At 29.3% G+C, this 16,707-nt stretch carries 14 protein-coding genes and 5 tRNA genes; all 19 read left to right on the forward strand.

Features of this window, described 5'->3' with window-relative positions:
* The first annotated feature begins 122 nt into the window (after nucleotides 1-122).
* The 19 genes from CCUN_RS00525 (at nucleotide 123) to CCUN_RS00630 (ending at nucleotide 16,703) form a co-directional block, all read left to right on the forward strand.
* The gene (locus CCUN_RS00525; protein WP_164502900.1) at nucleotides 123-1,172 is read left to right on the forward strand and encodes an alginate O-acetyltransferase AlgX-related protein; all 1,050 of its coding nucleotides are present in this window, start codon (nucleotides 123-125) and stop codon (nucleotides 1,170-1,172) included.
* 129 nt (nucleotides 1,173-1,301) lie between these two features.
* A tRNA-Pro gene (locus CCUN_RS00530) sits at nucleotides 1,302-1,379 on the forward strand.
* A gap of 14 nt (nucleotides 1,380-1,393) precedes the next feature.
* Nucleotides 1,394-1,470 (forward strand) — tRNA-His (locus tag CCUN_RS00535).
* 4 nt (nucleotides 1,471-1,474) lie between these two features.
* Nucleotides 1,475-1,551 (forward strand) — tRNA-Arg (locus CCUN_RS00540).
* Between the two features lie 9 nt (nucleotides 1,552-1,560).
* Nucleotides 1,561-1,637: transfer RNA gene (locus tag CCUN_RS00545), tRNA-Arg, on the forward strand.
* A 2-nt stretch (nucleotides 1,638-1,639) separates the two neighbouring features.
* Nucleotides 1,640-1,724 (forward strand) — tRNA-Leu (locus CCUN_RS00550).
* A gap of 704 nt (nucleotides 1,725-2,428) precedes the next feature.
* On the forward strand, nucleotides 2,429-2,863 hold the full coding sequence (gene flgB, locus CCUN_RS00555) for a flagellar basal body rod protein FlgB (protein ID WP_027306041.1): 435 nt from the start codon (nucleotides 2,429-2,431) through the stop codon (nucleotides 2,861-2,863).
* 9 nt (nucleotides 2,864-2,872) lie between these two features.
* Nucleotides 2,873-3,403, forward strand: a complete 531-nt coding sequence (gene flgC, locus CCUN_RS00560; RefSeq protein WP_027306042.1) for a flagellar basal body rod protein FlgC — start codon at nucleotides 2,873-2,875, stop codon at nucleotides 3,401-3,403.
* 5 nt (nucleotides 3,404-3,408) lie between these two features.
* Nucleotides 3,409-3,714: a flagellar hook-basal body complex protein FliE gene (gene fliE / locus CCUN_RS00565; protein WP_027306043.1), complete on the forward strand. Its 306-nt coding sequence runs from the start codon at nucleotides 3,409-3,411 to the stop codon at nucleotides 3,712-3,714.
* 6 nt (nucleotides 3,715-3,720) lie between these two features.
* Nucleotides 3,721-5,508: a peptidoglycan D,D-transpeptidase FtsI family protein gene (locus CCUN_RS00570; protein ID WP_027306044.1), complete on the forward strand. Its 1,788-nt coding sequence runs from the start codon at nucleotides 3,721-3,723 to the stop codon at nucleotides 5,506-5,508.
* Nucleotides 5,509-5,859: 351 nt separating this feature from the next.
* Nucleotides 5,860-6,318 carry a hypothetical protein gene (locus CCUN_RS00580; protein ID WP_085296596.1) on the forward strand — a complete coding sequence of 153 codons (459 nt, stop codon included), beginning with the start codon at nucleotides 5,860-5,862 and terminating at the stop codon, nucleotides 6,316-6,318.
* Nucleotides 6,318-6,791, forward strand: a complete 474-nt coding sequence (locus CCUN_RS00585) for a hypothetical protein (RefSeq protein WP_051521731.1) — start codon at nucleotides 6,318-6,320, stop codon at nucleotides 6,789-6,791. Before CCUN_RS00580 ends, CCUN_RS00585 begins: the two co-directional genes overlap by 1 nt.
* Nucleotides 6,781-7,245, forward strand: a complete 465-nt coding sequence (locus CCUN_RS00590; protein ID WP_027306046.1) for a hypothetical protein — start codon at nucleotides 6,781-6,783, stop codon at nucleotides 7,243-7,245. The genes CCUN_RS00585 and CCUN_RS00590 overlap by 11 nt, the downstream gene beginning before the upstream one ends.
* Before the next feature lie 20 nt (nucleotides 7,246-7,265).
* The gene (locus CCUN_RS00595) at nucleotides 7,266-7,826 is read left to right on the forward strand and encodes a hypothetical protein (RefSeq protein WP_027306047.1); all 561 of its coding nucleotides are present in this window, start codon (nucleotides 7,266-7,268) and stop codon (nucleotides 7,824-7,826) included.
* Nucleotides 7,827-7,829: 3 nt separating this feature from the next.
* A complete protein-coding gene (locus tag CCUN_RS09940) occupies nucleotides 7,830-9,824 on the forward strand; it encodes a lipase family protein (protein ID WP_232087693.1) in 1,995 nt (664 codons plus the stop codon).
* A gap of 7 nt (nucleotides 9,825-9,831) precedes the next feature.
* The gene (locus tag CCUN_RS00615; RefSeq protein WP_085296597.1) at nucleotides 9,832-11,235 is read left to right on the forward strand and encodes a hypothetical protein; all 1,404 of its coding nucleotides are present in this window, start codon (nucleotides 9,832-9,834) and stop codon (nucleotides 11,233-11,235) included.
* A gap of 3 nt (nucleotides 11,236-11,238) precedes the next feature.
* Nucleotides 11,239-13,461, forward strand: coding sequence for a hypothetical protein (locus CCUN_RS00620; RefSeq protein ID WP_027306076.1), 2,223 nt, complete (start codon nucleotides 11,239-11,241; stop codon nucleotides 13,459-13,461).
* 51 nt (nucleotides 13,462-13,512) lie between these two features.
* A complete protein-coding gene (locus CCUN_RS00625) occupies nucleotides 13,513-14,961 on the forward strand; it encodes a hypothetical protein (RefSeq protein ID WP_027306075.1) in 1,449 nt (482 codons plus the stop codon).
* Nucleotides 14,961-16,703 (forward strand): hypothetical protein, encoded by a 1,743-nt coding sequence (locus tag CCUN_RS00630; protein ID WP_085296598.1) that lies wholly within the window; start codon nucleotides 14,961-14,963, stop codon nucleotides 16,701-16,703. The genes CCUN_RS00625 and CCUN_RS00630 overlap by 1 nt, the downstream gene beginning before the upstream one ends.
* Nucleotides 16,704-16,707: the final 4 nt, after the last annotated feature.

Below are 16,707 nucleotides of genomic sequence, written 5' to 3' on the forward strand. Positions count from 1 at the left end.
TTAAAATTTAATTCTCATTTTATAATTATTCTGTTTTTAAAGAGTGTTGATGTTTTAGAAAGTTTGATTTTACTGAATATTTACTTTAATTATATTTAATTATAAAAATCAAAGGAGTTAAGTTGAAAATAAATCATCAAGCTATAGCACAAAAGACCAAAGAATCAATAAATTCTATATATAAAGAAATTGAAGCATTCGGTAGTTTTAAATATCAATACAAACAGCTAAAAAACTTTAGAAAAGATTTGAGAAAATTTTATCGTCAGACTTTTTTGAATAAGATTTTCTCTTATAAAGTTACTAAAATTTCAAGCGGAGACAACTTGGATCATCATTGTATAGGTTATTTTGCACCTCTTTCATTCAAAAGAAGGTCTTGGGGGGGGGATTTGCGATGTGCAGTTGAGCACATTGCTTATTTAAGCAAAGCCTTATGGCAACATAAAACCCGTTTGATTTATGTTGCTTTGCCGTGTAAAAAAACAATTTACCCAGAATTAATAAGTTCTTCTTTCAGACAAGGTGCAACGACCGCTCCACAATGGCGAAAAATGGTTTTAGAGCTTTTGCAAAAAGATGTGGAAGTGATTGATATGTTTCCTCATTTTATGCAAAATAAAAATACAAATCATCTTTTTGATTTTGAACATTTTATTTCTTATGAAGGAGCGAAATTAACGGCAAAAGTGATTGCTGATTATCTCAAAGAAACAAGCTTTTTTGAAACAAAAACAAATTCTCAATTTGAGTTGGTAGAGAAATTAAAAAATAGGTCAAATAGACTTTATAGAGTCAATTTTGTATTTAAAGACGAGAAGCCTTATATCCCTTATAACGAAAATTTATCAAATATTTGTATTTTTGGAAATTGCAATCTTCAAGCTTTTCATAAAGAAGGAGCAGGAATAGTTGCTAATCTTGCATATCAAATGAATCAAGAAATTGATTATATAGGACGCAAACTCATTTTTGCAGCAACCACAGAAAAATTTGACAAACAAGCCTATGAGCAGTGTTGCAAAAGAGATATTGCAATTTGCATTAGTTTTCCTTCGGGTTCATTTGTGCGAACCTCTGCTAAAAGAAATGTATCCATTGTATCCGTCTTAAAAGAGCTTTTGAAAAATAAAAGTATATATGGAAAATGGAGTGATATAAATTTATCATAAAAATAAAAGTTTTATTTGTAAAGAATTTATAAAATTTAAATTGACAAAAATAAGTAAATTAATTTTTTAGAATTTAGAAAACTTGACTTTCTTTTAATTTTATGATACTATATAAACTTTATTTTTTCTCGGGGTGTAGCGCAGTCTGGTTAGCGCACCTGGTTTGGGACCAGGGGGCCGAAAGTTCGAATCTTTTCACCCCGACCATTTTTTTAAAAATGGTGAGTGTAGCTCAGTCGGTTAGAGCATCAGATTGTGGTCCTGAGGGTCGTGGGTTCAATTCCCATCACTCACCCCAACGAGCGCTCGTAGCTCAACTGGATAGAGCGACAGACTTCGGATCTGTAGGTTATGGGTTCGATTCCTATCGGGCGCACCACCAAACTATGCGCTCATAGCTCAGCTGGATAGAGCAACGGCCTTCTAAGCCGTAGGTCAGAGGTTCGAATCCTCTTGAGCGTACCATAGCGGATGTGGTGAAATTGGCAGACACGCCAGACTTAGGATCTGGTGCAGTAATGCGTGAAGGTTCAAGTCCTTTCATCCGCACCACAATAACTACATATTTATATTTTTCTTAGATTTATTGTTTTTTAATACATTCAAGCATAAATTTCTTATTAATTCTAAATTTAAAGCAAATGAGAAATAAATAGCCATTGTAAGCAGACAGATTGTTTATAATTTATCTTTTGCCTTTTTCATTTTTAAATATTACGATAACACTCACTTTTGTTTTATAAACCTTTTATTTATATTTTGCAATACGGCAAATAGCAAAGGAAAATCAAAAAATTTTGACAATATTTTATTTGTTTTAACAAATCAACAAAAACTTAGCTATAAAATATTAGTTTGGTATTTTTAAGCAAATGTGCTATTAGGTAGTTAGAATTTAGTGAAATTTGTGTATTTGATATTTTAAGGAATTTATTATATATTTTCTTACAATCTAAGATAAATCTTTACGATATATAATGAACTTAAGCTATGAAAAAATATTTTGGAGTAAATATTTATGAGTGCTTTTTAAAATTGTTTTTAAAATATACAACCTAAATTTAATTTTTAAGTTGTATAATGCTCGTTTTTATGTTTTATAAAATTTTTACGAGTGTTTATTGTCAATCTAAAATTATTTTAAAGATGAGAAATTTGACACAGAATTTTTGAAAAATTATTTTTTATAATGATAAAACTTGGAATACTTTTTGCTTTATATCTCGTTAAGTTTTATATTTTAAAAGGGAGAAAAAATGCTAATCAATCCATTTAAATCAAAAGAACTCGTTGTTGGTGCTTTAGCGGGTAGAAATTTGAGGAGTCAAATGATTAGCTCAAATCTTGCAAATGTTGATACTCCTTTTTATAAAGCAAGAGATATAGAATTTGAAACAGCACTCGTAAATCGTGCAGATGAAATTTTCAAAACAAAAAATAAAAAAGAACTAGAGCTCGCTATAACAAATGAAGAGCATCAAAAACCTTGGAAATTCCCAGACCCAAATAAATCAACAATTTATCTAAGAGATGGGCATCTAGCAAGAAATGATGCAAACACTGTTGATTTAGATGTTGAAACTTCAGAAATGAGTAAGAATGCTATGATGATTACGGCTCTTGATGGAGTTTTAAGAAGACAAGGAAATATTTTTACTTCTATAATTGATGCAAGCTCTAAATTAAGTTAAAGGTAAAATATGGCATACTTAAGCGATTTTGATATTAGCGGATATGGATTAAGTGCTCAACGTTTTAGAATGAATGTCATAAGTTCAAACATAGCTAATGCTAATACAACAAGGACAGCCGAAGGCGGACCTTATAGAAGAAGAGAAGTGATTTTTAAAGCGAAAGATTTTGACCAGCTCGCAAATAATTTCAAAACAAAAGATTTTGATAAACTTTTGAATGAGCAAATCAATAAGGACAATAATTTCTTAGAATATGAAAATCCACTCAACGATCCTTCTTCTCCTAGATACGCTAAGCCGGCTATTATGGGCGTAGTTGTGGATAAAGTGGTTCGCGATGATAAAGAATTTCGTATGAAATATGAACCCTCACACCCCGATGCAAATGCAGAAGGTTATGTGGCATATCCTAATATAAATCCGGTCATTGAAATGGCTGATTTAATTGAAGCAACAAGGGCTTATCAAGCAAATGTAAGTGCTTTTACAAGCACGAAGGCTATTGCTCAAAGTGCGATTGAATTATTAAGAGGATAAATAAAATGAATAATATTAACGATTTAAAACAGCTTAATAATGTAGCTCATACAAGCACCACTCAAAATAAAAGTGAAAATTCTAGTATAGGCGAGGAATTCTCAAAACTTCTTAAGAATTCCATAGAGGATCTTAATAAAGCTCAAGTTGAAGGTGAAGCCGCGATGACAGATATAGCTACAGGAGAGGTTAAGGATTTGCATCAAGCAGCCATTGCAATCACTAAGGCTGAAAGCAGTATGAGATTTATGCTTGAAGTGCGAAATAAAGCGATCAATGCTTATAAAGAAATCACAAGAACACAAATTTAAACCTTGATGCAAGAGGCTAAAAAAAACAAGGTTTCAAAGGTTGCCTTTGCTTTTTGCATGGCACTTTTGTTTATGATTATTTTTCTTGTATCAACTTTCTTTTTAACTTCTAAAAGATTGATTCCAAATACTGAAAAAGACCAATATTCTTTAGCTTTAAGGGGAAGTATCATCACTAAGGATAATTTCACCATTTCAAACTCAAGACAAATTTATCGTGCTGAAATTGATCTTAGAAGTATAAATAAGGATAAACTTGATTTTTTCCTAAAACTTTTTCAAATTTATAGCGGTATTGATGATAAACAATTAGAAGATATAAAAAAAAGAATGAGAGAGCAAAAAAAGAAAAATTATAACTTCATTCTTTTACAAAATTTAAATTCCAAACAAGCAAGTCATTTAAAAGATTTATCTAAGAAACTCTATGCTCAAGGTTTTTTCAAGGCTTTCACAAATAGCAACAATCGCGTTGAAACGCGAGGGCTTAGCATCATAGAGCATCAAGAAGATAGAAACTATATGTCTCATGATACATTAACTCCTGTTATAGGTTATACGAAAGGGATTTTAGACAAAGAACACAATATCCTTAAAAATGTGGGTGTTAAAGGACTTGAAAAATATTACGATGAATGCCTCAATCCCTTGCAAGATGAGAAAATTCAAGGACTTAAAGATATAGGTGGAAATATCATTTTAAATTTAAATTCTTTAAGACAAAGCAAAGTCAATGGTTGTGATTTATATCTTAATATCTCTTTAAAACTTCAAAAAACCATAGAAAATGCGATAGATGAACGTAATGAAGACCTAAAAGCCAATGAAATTCTCGTAGCTGTTATGGAAAGCAAAACGGGCAAAATTTTAGCCCTAGCAAGCTCAAGAAGATATGACCCGCAAAATCGCAGCAAAGATCTTTCCTTGCTCAATGCAAGTGTTATAGAATACGGATACGAAGCAGGCTCTGTAATCAAACCTTTTATTTTCACCACCGCTTTAAGGCTTGGAAAAATTAATGTAAATGAAGTTGTCAATACTTATTCTGGACAATACAAGCTTGGAAAATTCATCATTCAAGATAACCATAAACTTGATAAAATGACTATGGCGGAAGTGATTGTGTATTCTTCAAATATAGGAATGATACAAATTGCTAAAAGGCTTAAGAATTTAGAAATCATTTCTGGTCTTAAAATCTTTAAATTTGGTGAAAAAAGCGGAGTGGATTTACCCTATGAACAAAAAGGAGAACTTCCTCATTCAAACAAATTAAGGGATATAGAAAAATCTGTTTTAAGCTATGGATACGGGCTTAAAACCACCTTTATGCAACTTCTTGCAGCCTATAATGTTTTTAATAATGATGGTGTTTATATCACCCCAAGAATTGCTGAAAAATTTTATCAAAATGGGCATTTTGAACAGCTTGATGAAGATATTAAAAAAGAAAAAATTCTTTCAAGTGAAGCAGCAAATACAATGAAAAAAATTCTTATTGATGTGATAGAAAAAGGCACAGGAAAAAAAGCCTTAACCAAAGGCATTGTTTTAGGGGGAAAAACAGGAACTGCGAGAATTGCGGAAAAGCAAGGCTATACAGCCAATCGCTACAATGCGTCTTTTTTTGGTTTTGCAAATGATGCAAAACATTCTTATACCATAGGAGTTTTGGTAAGAAATCCAACAAAACCCTATAGTTATTATGCGGCACAAAGTGCTTTACCTATGTTTAAAGATGTGGTGGATATTTTAATCGATGAGGATTTTTTACAACCTATGCAAGAGTCTTAAATTCTTTTTATGATAAAGAAAAAGATAAATTTATAATAGGGTTTAGGGGGACAGAGTGAGAGCACTAAAATTTTTATATATTGTTTGGATGGTATTTTGGATAATTGGACATGTAATTTTTTTGCCTACAGCACATGGATTTGATAATATGGGTTTTACAGATTTTTTCATACTTGCTTTACAATTTGTAGCTATAATTTGTTTGCCCCCATTATTTATTTTTAATATCGCATATTTTGTGATAAAAAAAGAAAGAAAATATATTATAAATGCATTATGGATATTATTATATTATCCTGTAGCTTTTATTATTTTTTTAATAATTGTTCGTTCAAGTTTTTAGGTGACTAAATGAAAACTCAAATTAATAATTTAAAAGATTATGCAGAACTAGCCCAAGCTAGTTATTTTTATTTTAATTTTTTAAATACTAGAAATATATTTGAGTTAGATTCTAATCAAGAAAAAATTCAAGATAAAAATTCTCTTAGAGGCTATAGAGAAATAAAAGTAAATTTAGAACATGTTGTAAGTCAAAAATATAAAGATAAAGAAGTATTGATTGATTTAAGACAAGATGATGCTTGGCAATCAAAAATGTTAAATTTCTTTGATGAAAAAACAAATTTTGATAAACTCAACGGAGAATTTAGTGAAATCCAAGCACAAAACTTTGCAAAACGCTATACAATCAAATTTCACCAGCCTAATACTTTTAGTGGTTTTTCTGCTACTTTGTTTGAAGATACTAAGGATAATAATCAAAAGATTATAGTCATACGAGGAACAGAGCCTAAGGAAGCTAAATAATGAAAAAGTTTCTTACGCCTAAAAAGATTATCTTAACTTTTATTGTATGTAGTGGAATCTATTTTATAGGTATTCCTCTTGGCTTTGTGCCATTTTGGTGGATACAACCTAATTATTGGGAGTTTAGGAAACTATGCAAGATTAATGATTTACCAAATGGTGAGGAAAAATACAATAAAATTTTGGGATATTTTGGATTAAAACTGGGGGATAAATATGTCTTTCTTAAAAACACAACATACAAAGATAGTATAGTGTTGCGTGCTTATACAGACTTAAAAGACAATAATAATAAAATTTTTTCTATAGATAATATCACTAATATTGAATTTTCTCCGAGTTGGATTGTCTATTATCCTCAAGTATTTGGCAATGAAGGCAATATGGATTTTAGAATAAATTGGAAAACTTCTGTAGAATGTAGATATTTCAAAAGGGATTTGCTTTTTAAAGGAACAAATAATGAACAATAAAGAACAGATTAAAAAGCTCAAAGATAATGCAGAATTGGCTTGGGCAGCATATGGATATTTTCACTATTTTTTAGAACAGCAAAAAAAGTCTTACGCTGTTTGGCTACAAGATGAATCAGGCAAAAATAGAATAGATGAAAATAAAAAAGCAATCACAAAATCCATTGATTTAAACGATGTATTAGATATTGAATATAAAGGGGTCGAAGTTATTAAACTAGATATATTTGGAAACCCAGAAAAAATTGGCAAACTCGGTGGCAACTTCTCCCCACTCCAAGCCAAACAATTCTTTGAAATATATGATTTATTAAAACATTGCCCTAATACAGATTCAGGTTTTTCTGCTACACTATTTGGAGAAAAAAGAAAACAAATTAATAGTAAAACAAAAGAAAAAAGCTATACAAGTGAATATGGCTATATCAATTATATTTTAATTTTAATGAGATAGAGAATCTAAGGAGATAACCCATGACATACATATTACTTCTTATTATAATTTCTATTATTCTTTCTTATCTCATTCTTAAGTGTATATATACAATCATCTTTAAATCTAAAAAAAATGTTTCAAAGTTTTTAGTCTTTCTTGGAAGTATAGGTTTAATTATTTTTTACTACACACCTTATTCTTATTATTTAGAACCTAGCTTTTATGAGTTTAGAGAAATATGCCAATTAGACCCAGAGATTTACCAAGCTAATGGTGGTAAGATAGATGAGGAATATTATAATAAAGTGCTAAGGCATTTTGATATGAGTTGGGATGCGATGGATTGGAAAGATATACAGCAAAAATCACGCATTAATGATTATGGAGATTTCTTATATAAAATTAAGAAATATGATAATAGGGTATATTATTCCTTTACATTATTTTTTAAAAATAATCAAGCAAGAAGAGACAATATTGAAAAGATAATGTTGTATGCTAATTGGGATAAAATGAGACCCCTCCCAGCAGGTAATGAGGGGACGGGATTTTTTTTAGGAAGTGTCCCAATAAGTTGTATATATTTCAAAAAGGACTAAACAATGAAGAATAAAGCAGCGATCAATAAATTAAAAGACAATGCTGAACTTGCTTGGGCAGCGTATGGATATTTTCATCTGGCTAATCCAAGGTATGATTTTAATAAAGATAGCACAGATAAAGAGAGATTAAAATATTTTAGAGATATTAAAGAAGATAAAACCCAATCTACATTCCCCACCTACACGGATATTCTCAACCTAGAACACAAATATTTTAAAAACAATAATGATAAACCTAAAGATTCTTGGCATCATAAGCATTTCTTAGGTGGCGACTTCTCCCCACTCCAAGCACAAAGATTTTTTCAAAGATATGATTTATTAAAACATTGCCCTAATACAGATTCAGGTTTTTCTGCTACACTATTTGGAGAAAAAAGAAAACAAATTAATAGTAAAACAAAAGAAAAAAGCTATACAAGTGAATATGGCTATATCAATTATATTTTAGCCCTTCGTGGCACAGAAATGAGTTCTTTTAAAGATTTGTTTATAGCTGATGCTTCTTTAGCTGTAGGCTCTATACCCAAAGCACAATATGATGATATGATAAACTTTTATGAAACTTGTATTAAAGATTATCCACAAATCAAAGAAAAAGATTCTCTTGTTATTACAGGACATTCTCTAGGAGGTTGTCTAGCACAATTACTTGCTTTAAGTTTATGTGATGATAAGAATAAAAATAATATCAAAGCTTTATATACTTACAATGCACCTGGAGCTAGAAAAATAGCACCTCCTTATGATTATATAGTAAAACTCTTTGTATTTCATAACAAAGAACAACAAGAAAGATTTATAAAAGAAGAAATAGAAAATATAGCAAATAGAGCAAGAGATTTAGGCAAAAATGATGCTTTCTTAGAAAGTAAGATACAAGAGATATTACACAAGATAATCCAAGAAAAACAAAGTCAATACTATGGGATAACAATGAGTATTTCTACTAATACAACAATGATGACACTCAATATTAATGCTATTCCTATTTTAGCAGATGTTGCACCATATTATAGACAACTTGCTTATAATTATTGGCAACATTTTAAAGAAGATAGGAGAACATCTCAAAATTTTAGACTTAAAGGAGATGAAAGATATACATACAAACTCTCAATTCAAGATTCTATATATCATTGTGAATCAAGCAATAATGAATACAAAAATGAATGGTATATAGGCTCTCCTATATCAAAACTAGGGATTAAGCTAGGATTGCATCAAGACAATCAATATAGTGATACAACATTGCTTCATACAATCAATACAAGCTCTGGAATAACAGGGGATCACTCCATTATCCCCCTCACTCAAACCCTCTATTTTTATTCTTATCTTTTAGAATTAGATGCTAACTATAACAAAGTCAAAGATAAAAGCCTTAGCGAGTGTATAGAGTATCTTAATCATTTTATGAAAAATATTCAAATATATACAGAAACTTTTGTGTTAAAAAATAATGCGATTAATAATAAAAATTTTACTCTTAAAAATGGACCTCTTGGTCCTTTTAGAACTTCCCCAGAAAAAATCAATTATTTTGAATACTTTCTTTCATTAATAGCAACTATAATGCAAGAAACAAATGATATTTTAGAAGTAGTTGGGGATAGTTATTATACAAGCTATAACGCTCCTGTTATTAATCAAACAAAAATCATAGATTTTATTTTAAAGGTGCAAGAAAAAGAAAAATACATTTTAATTCTTGATAAAAATGATTTTAATAAATACAGAAAAGATTGTTCCTTTGTTAATAATCAAGAAAATTTAGCCTATAAAATTGCCATTGGGGAATTTAGAATTTTTATTGTAGTTTATAAAGATATGAAATGTCTTGAAAATATTAATAATATAACAAAAATATACGGATATAATTCAAAAAGTTATAAAACAAAAGATCAAATTTGGAATGAGCAGTATTTAGGTGGAGTTTGTAAAATATCACAAGCTTTGTATTTTAGTGGAAAAGCCAAAATAGGTATTATTTAGGAAAATTATGATAAGTAGAGACTTTTTATATTCTATTCATAGAGATAAAAAAAGTATTTATTTATTTTGTGAAAATAAAAGTATAATTGATTGTCAAAGTATTTATGAAGAGCTTTATAAATTAGAAGCAACGACAGATTTTACTTTTAAAGAACTTCAAAATTACCAAGCTTATATCTTCCTAAACTCCACCCTCCTTACAGGCTCAACCGAACTTCCTAATAATCCTTTTTATTTTGGAGAATTAGATAAAGATAATATTATAAAACAAGACAGACCCAGTTATTATTTTTCTCCTAAAGATGAAAGCAGTGGTTTAGGAAGACTTAGTATTTTTTATAAAAATGATGAACTTTGCTTACTTAATTATTCTATCATAGAAAATTCTTTAAATATCAAATTAGAATGCTTAAGTAAGCAAAGCTTAGAATATAAAGATTTAATTTCAAACACTATAAAAGAACAAAAAACCACACAAGTAGATAAAAAACAAAGTATAGCTAAACTTCATGCCCTTTTAGAAAATCAAAACCTAGAATGCATCCATGGAGGTAAAGTCATACTTCAATCAAATAAAGGAAAATCTTTTAAAGACAATAACATCCCTATTATGCTAGAAAGTGATTTGCTTAATTCTAGTATAAGTGCTTGTCCTAATACTATAGCAGGTGTAAGTGTTCCTTGTAGTAAAGTTGCGAATGTAAAAGGAGCCTTATCTCAAAAGAAAGTCAATAATGAATATGCTATATTACAAGAACTAATCTCAGCTTGTATCACAGACAAAGGCTTTCCTTTAAAAGTAAGCTTTACTCCTACTCAGTTTAAATTCGATCATAGTTTTGATCCTAAGGAGGGTTTGGGAGGTGAGAGTAAGGAAAGTGGTTTAGGATATGAAAAACCTATTTTTTATATTGATTATAAAATTGATTATGAGCAAAAAGACTTTATACCTATTCATTCTATGAAAATTTTAGGTGAGGAATTAAGTTCAAATGATAATGGTATAAAAGAATACAAACTTGAAATCAGCAAAGCTAAAGAACTTGATGAGTTTTTAAAATCTCAAGAGCTTGTTAAAAACTTATTGCAAGATTATACTACTAAAGAAAATCTTTATAAATTCATGGATATTACACTGCAAAATCATACAAAATTTTATATTTTTATCATTCCAAAAAATATCCCAAAAGTTTTAAAAAAATATTATAAAGATAATGAAACTTATCAAAACAATAAAGATTATGGAGTAGGAAAATTTAAAATTGTAGATAAAGTTAATATCTATGATGATAAAACAAGTAAAAGTATTGAAATTTATTTAGCACCCTATGAAGCTAAGCATATAAAAATCATTTTTAATGAAAATTTATATGAAAAATTAACACAAACTTCAATTTTTTGCATAAGGTAAAACATGAAAGATACTATAAATATTCACTCTATTCTTCATAATCTTGATTTTAAAAATATAAAGCAAAAAATTGAAAATATCATTCAACATAAAGAGCCAGAAAAACTCATCGTTATAGCTCCCAATGCTTTTATAGCACAACGTATTTCTGATTTGCTTAAATATAATGATAGCAAAAAAGAAAAATTTAAATTTTATACTTGGGAAAATATCGATTTTAATACTCTTTTTGATAAAGAAATTGAAATGAGTTTGGAAACTAAAACACAAATAAAGAAGAAAGATTTTAAAATCACCATACCTATACAATACCTTAAAAATGAAGCTCATTCAAATCCTTTGGTGAAGTTTTATAAGGCAGTGGTAAATGATTCAAATACTAGAAGAATGATTGCTTATGAACATTCTAGAATTTCAGAAGCGTTGATAATCAAGAGACAAGATGAAATAACTAAACAATTTACTTGTTTTCCAGAAGATAACAGAACAGTTTCGTTGGCATGTCATTATGTCAATGGAGAATCTGATACATTAGAAAAAATGTTAAAACAATACCAACACCCTACTTTTCAGCTTTGTTTTACACTATTATTAAAACAAAGCAATTTGTGGGGTAAAGAAAATATTAGCAAAGAAGAGGCAGAAAAAAATCAAGCTTTTATCTATCTTAATAAACTTTGCGATGATATCAAAAATGATCTTGCATTACTTAGTCAAAAAAATATCTTTGCTAAAGAAGATAAGCAAAAATTTGAAAAAATCCTTGATGATACTTTTGATGAAATCAAAAAGAATTTAATTAAAGTCCTAGAAGATGGAGACAAAGATAAAACAAGAACCCTTTGGCTAATAGGTATAACCATAGCAACAGTTATTGTAGGTATTGTCATAGGTATTGCCACTCTTAGAACAGGTACTTTGGCTGTGGTAGCGACTTTAGGGGCAGTAGCTTTTGATATTGGGATGGGTATTAATGATATTATAGATTATGAAGAAGAATTAGAAAAAATGGAAGCAAGTAAATTTTATCTTCCTTTTGTAGTGCCCCTTATGAAAACTTTATTTGAGGATATTTCTTATATTAGTGCTCTTTGCTCAACGCAACTTTATTCTTGTATGATTTTTTATGATAATAAATTTTTGGATTTAAGTGCAATTGATTTTTCATGTTTTTTTAAAAAAGGCAAAGATATGCTTAATCAAAATACTCATATTATAGAAGGAGAATGTGATCAAGATTTAAAATGTCGTATTCTTCAAAATTTTGGTATCACTACAGACAAGCCAACGCAAACAAAAGAAAAAAAACAAGATGAGTTAGGAAATATCAGCACTCTTCATACTTTTAATCCTAATATTAATGATTTTTCAAAAAATTATCAATGTGCTTTAGATCTTTATGAAGAACAAGATAAAGATTTTAAAAATTTTGTGTTTGTAGAACAGCCTCAATTCTTATCAAGAGGTTTAGCAAAACTTATCAAAAATGACATCTCAAAAGGCAATGCAAGCTCTAAACAAAATAAAAACTATCTTTTAATCTCACAAGCACCACACAATACTATGGTAAATTTAAGTCAAAGTATTACCGAAGAGATCTTTAATACAAATATTGTAAGACCTGAAGCTCCAAAAGATCAAACACAAATAGATTATAGCAAATACGATCTTGAACAAGATGAAGATTCTAAAGAATTTGTTTTGCAACTTTCTCCTTTTGTAAAAGAAAGTGCCACTGAAGCTAAAGCTCTTAAAGAATGGTTTAAGAAAAAAAACAATAATGTAAAATTAAAAGAAATAGCCAGTCATTTCTTAAGTGCAGAATATAAAAAAAATATTGAAAATATTGAAAAAAAAATCAAAGAAAATCAAAAAAATCTTTATAAAACACTTTTGGATAATTTAACCCTTAAATCTTTTAATAAAAATCATCCTGATGGTCGGCTAAAGTTTTTGCCTATAGAGCAAATTTTACAAATTGGACTCATAATAGCTAGTGCAAAAATACAAAAGATTCCTATAAAAATCACATCTTCGCATTACTCTAACGATCACAATATCGATCTAAAAGAACTTAGCGAACTTTTTTATAAAATAGCTACAGATAAAGCTTTTTTAGAACAACTTAACAATAAACTTCAAATAGGTGATATAGAAATAGATCTTAGTGAAGATTATAAAAGCGTAGATGATTTTATTTTAAAAAATATTATCCCTAAGGAATAACTAGATTCTGCTTATGATGAAAACAATTTTAAAAATTTACGCCGTGAAATTTTGAAAAAAGCTTTTGAAGATTTTATCTCTTCTCTTGTCCCTTTTGCGGATGGTTTTGAAAAGGCTTTTGCGAAATTAGCACTTATATTTGCACTCACTAGTATTGCTGTTATAGTTAAAAATAAAGAACTGATTAAAAATCTTTCTTTACTTGGTAAAAATTTTAGCTCTATGTTGAGTAAAAAAGAATTAGCTAAAGGCTTTTTGCAAGATTTTTTAAAATTGAATGCAAAAGATCTAAAAACAGCAGGTAAAGAAATTCTCGATAGTTTTCATCCAAGTTTGGCTCTTTTGTTGGCTTTAAAGGAAGATTATAAAATTTTAAAAAATAATAAAGAATTTGTAAAAAAACTTTCACATTTTAGAATCGATGAAAATGTTATCAAAGATACGGTTGATAATTTACATTCTGACTCGAAAAAAAGATTGAATACAAACAAGAAAATAGAAGGACATCTTTTTACTTATGTAGATTTAGAAGGCGGTGAAGATAAAATAAAAGCGAGTGCATACACTAGAAGAAAAGGGGTAATGCAAGATTTAGGCTTTTATCATAGAATGCGTTTTTTCAAAACTTTAGCCTCTCCAAAAGAATTGGCTACAAGTGTTGGCATAAGTGCTATTAGCAGTATAGCTAAATATATTGCTAATGATGTATATAAAACCCTTACTCAAAATTTGCTTGCAGAATATGAAGATATATTTTTCCTTAATCTCGAAAGACATCACCGCCCTTATGCTACGATAAGAAATGAATTTTTAAGCTATCCTTTAGCCCTGCATTCAAATTTTGCTTCTTATAATTTTTCCACAGCCTTATTTGGCTCAAGACTTGAAGCACTTTCTTTAGAAATTTTTCCAAATATTATGCTTTATTCTTCAACATATAAAAAAGTAAGGCAAGAATTTAGCACTTCAGCAGTTTATACCATAAGAGAAATGGTGGTTAAAAAACTTCTTTCTTATATAGTGCCTGATGAATTAAGAGGAGGACTCGATGATAAAAGCTTTATGCAAAAAATTTTACAAAGACACATTACAAAGGAGGATATTGTGAAACAATATTATTTAGATGAAAATTTCATCCACGAAAATTTAGATATTCCTCAAAAGGAAATAAAACGAGCTTTAATTGAAAAATTTAAAAGCAGTAACGATGATAAAGATAGTGTTTTAAAAGCTTATAATGAACTCATCAAAATTCTTTCTGAAGTGATAAGTGGAAATCTAAATGCCAAAGGCAAACAAATACTTTCTAGTCTTAAAATCATAGGCAAAAATAATATCAAGGCTTTATATGTTGGAATTAATGATGAAAATAGTGAAGATGATAGTCTATTAAATAAAAATATAGAAATAAGCCAACAAGATAAGAATAAAACTTCTGAAAAACGCCCACCTTTTTTAGGCAGACTAGCCACCACTATCATAGCAGAAAGGACTTATTAATGAATAAATTATTTTTAGCCACCTTACTTATTTTTACCCTAAATGCTTGCAAAGGAGAGGATATGAACGATAAAGATATTAAAATGGTCCATACACCTAATGGAGGAGGTATAAAACTCAATACAAAAACCAATGAATTTTTATTCAATCAGCGAAAAAAACCCACTGGCAAATACACCCAAGAATACACCAAAGCTCTTTTAGAAGCTGTTCATATAGTCGATAATTCTCCTTATAAAAAATCTTATGAGCCTAAGTATTTAGATCCAGAATTTCATACAGGACAAAAATCCACTCTAGTGGAATTTAAAGATTGGCAAAAGATTTATTTAAAAGATCCTATAAAAGGAGCGATTGCTCCTTGGACTAAAGCAGAAAAAGCTTATTTTCATTCTTTAGATGGAGAAGGAAGGTATAATTATTTAGTAAAAAGAAGTGGCTTAGTATGCACTCCTGTAGATTTAAAAGATAGCACTTTAACAAGACCTAAAAGACCTAAAGAAAAAAGATTTATAAATGCTTATGAGCAAGGTATGAAAGATTATAAAGAAGCTAAGAGATTAGATTATAAAGGATATGATCTTTTTCAAAAAGCCATTAAGAATTTAAGCTATGCTTATGAAGAGGGTAAAGATTATAAAGCAGGACTTGCTTTAGCAGAACTTGGATATTCAAAAGATTATTTTAGAGCTATTATAGGTAAATTAGATCAAGATGAAAATAATGAAGCTTTATTGGATAAATTGATTAATGAATTTTTAAAGGCTAATTATAGAAGTATAAGGATTTATGAAGAACTTATAGAAAAGTATGACTTAGGGGATGCTTATTGGGGTTTGTATGTTTATTCGCGTAAGATAGAAGATACAGTATTTGATGATAGATTTTATTTTGTTCAGCTTGAAGATAGCAGTGAAGAGCTTTATAAAAATGCTTTTGAACATGGAGCTTATGGAGCTTTTGGTGCTAAGGCAAATACTATATATTCTGATCTAATTGCAGGAGAATATCAACTTTGCTTAGGTATCTTGGGTAATAAAAAGGCTTTTTATGATGCAGCCATAGGGCTTAGTGATTCTGGTTTAAAATCAAGAGGCTTTCAAGCTCTTTGGCTTGGAGTGCAATTAGGAGATAAAAAATGTTTAGAAAGATTGTATCATCCTTTATATGGAATACATAAAAATCCTTTAAAACAACAACTCATCAAAGACTTTGCTAAAAATCCTCCTTATGATAAATACGGAATGCTTCCTTTCTTAGATGAGTTAATCTCTACAGAATGGATTATAGATTCAAATGAATATGATTTTATTAGTGATGTCGATAATGGTGTAATGAGAACATTCTTAAATGAAATCGATGAAGGCAAAATAAAAGATCCAAGAGATGTGGATTCTACTCCTGAAAGTAGATGGGAATTCGATAAATATTTAACTGGCAACAAGACCGGCTTTGTAAGAGCTTATAGTTATGATATACCCAATCACTGGAGTGAAGCAGATGTAGAAATTTATTTAGAAGAGCTTTATTTACAAGCCAAACTCGCAGCCCTAACTCCTCCTCAAGGTTATCCTAATGCCCCTTATTATTTCACACCTGAAAGACTAGAATGGATTTATAAAAAAGGAGACTTAGATGCTAAACTTGATCCAAGAATCCCAGCTATTTATAGAGCTAACTTTCCTGAAGAGCTTAGAGCTAAGATACAAGCCTATGCTAAAGAGCATAATATAAAAGAATGAAGAA

The organism is Campylobacter cuniculorum DSM 23162 = LMG 24588 (assembly GCF_002104335.1).
Lineage (GTDB): Bacteria > Campylobacterota > Campylobacteria > Campylobacterales > Campylobacteraceae > Campylobacter_D > Campylobacter_D cuniculorum.

Excerpts from the sequence above, each read along its gene's own strand:
- CCUN_RS00595 (WP_027306047.1), top strand. The coding sequence starts at position 7,266 with ATGACATACATATTACTTCTTATTATAATTTCTATTATTCTTTCTTAT.
- flgC (WP_027306042.1), top strand. The coding sequence starts at position 2,873 with ATGGCATACTTAAGCGATTTTGATATTAGCGGATATGGATTAAGTGCT.
- flgB (WP_027306041.1), top strand. The coding sequence starts at position 2,429 with ATGCTAATCAATCCATTTAAATCAAAAGAACTCGTTGTTGGTGCTTTA.
- CCUN_RS00630 (WP_085296598.1), top strand. The coding sequence starts at position 14,961 with ATGAATAAATTATTTTTAGCCACCTTACTTATTTTTACCCTAAATGCT.
- fliE (WP_027306043.1), top strand. The coding sequence starts at position 3,409 with ATGAATAATATTAACGATTTAAAACAGCTTAATAATGTAGCTCATACA.
- CCUN_RS00615 (WP_085296597.1), top strand. The coding sequence starts at position 9,832 with ATGATAAGTAGAGACTTTTTATATTCTATTCATAGAGATAAAAAAAGT.
- CCUN_RS00590 (WP_027306046.1), top strand. The coding sequence starts at position 6,781 with ATGAACAATAAAGAACAGATTAAAAAGCTCAAAGATAATGCAGAATTG.
- CCUN_RS00585 (WP_051521731.1), top strand. The coding sequence starts at position 6,318 with ATGAAAAAGTTTCTTACGCCTAAAAAGATTATCTTAACTTTTATTGTA.
- CCUN_RS00620 (WP_027306076.1), top strand. The coding sequence starts at position 11,239 with ATGAAAGATACTATAAATATTCACTCTATTCTTCATAATCTTGATTTT.
- CCUN_RS09940 (WP_232087693.1), top strand. The coding sequence starts at position 7,830 with ATGAAGAATAAAGCAGCGATCAATAAATTAAAAGACAATGCTGAACTT.
- CCUN_RS00570 (WP_027306044.1), top strand. The coding sequence starts at position 3,721 with ATGCAAGAGGCTAAAAAAAACAAGGTTTCAAAGGTTGCCTTTGCTTTT.
- CCUN_RS00580 (WP_085296596.1), top strand. The coding sequence starts at position 5,860 with ATGAAAACTCAAATTAATAATTTAAAAGATTATGCAGAACTAGCCCAA.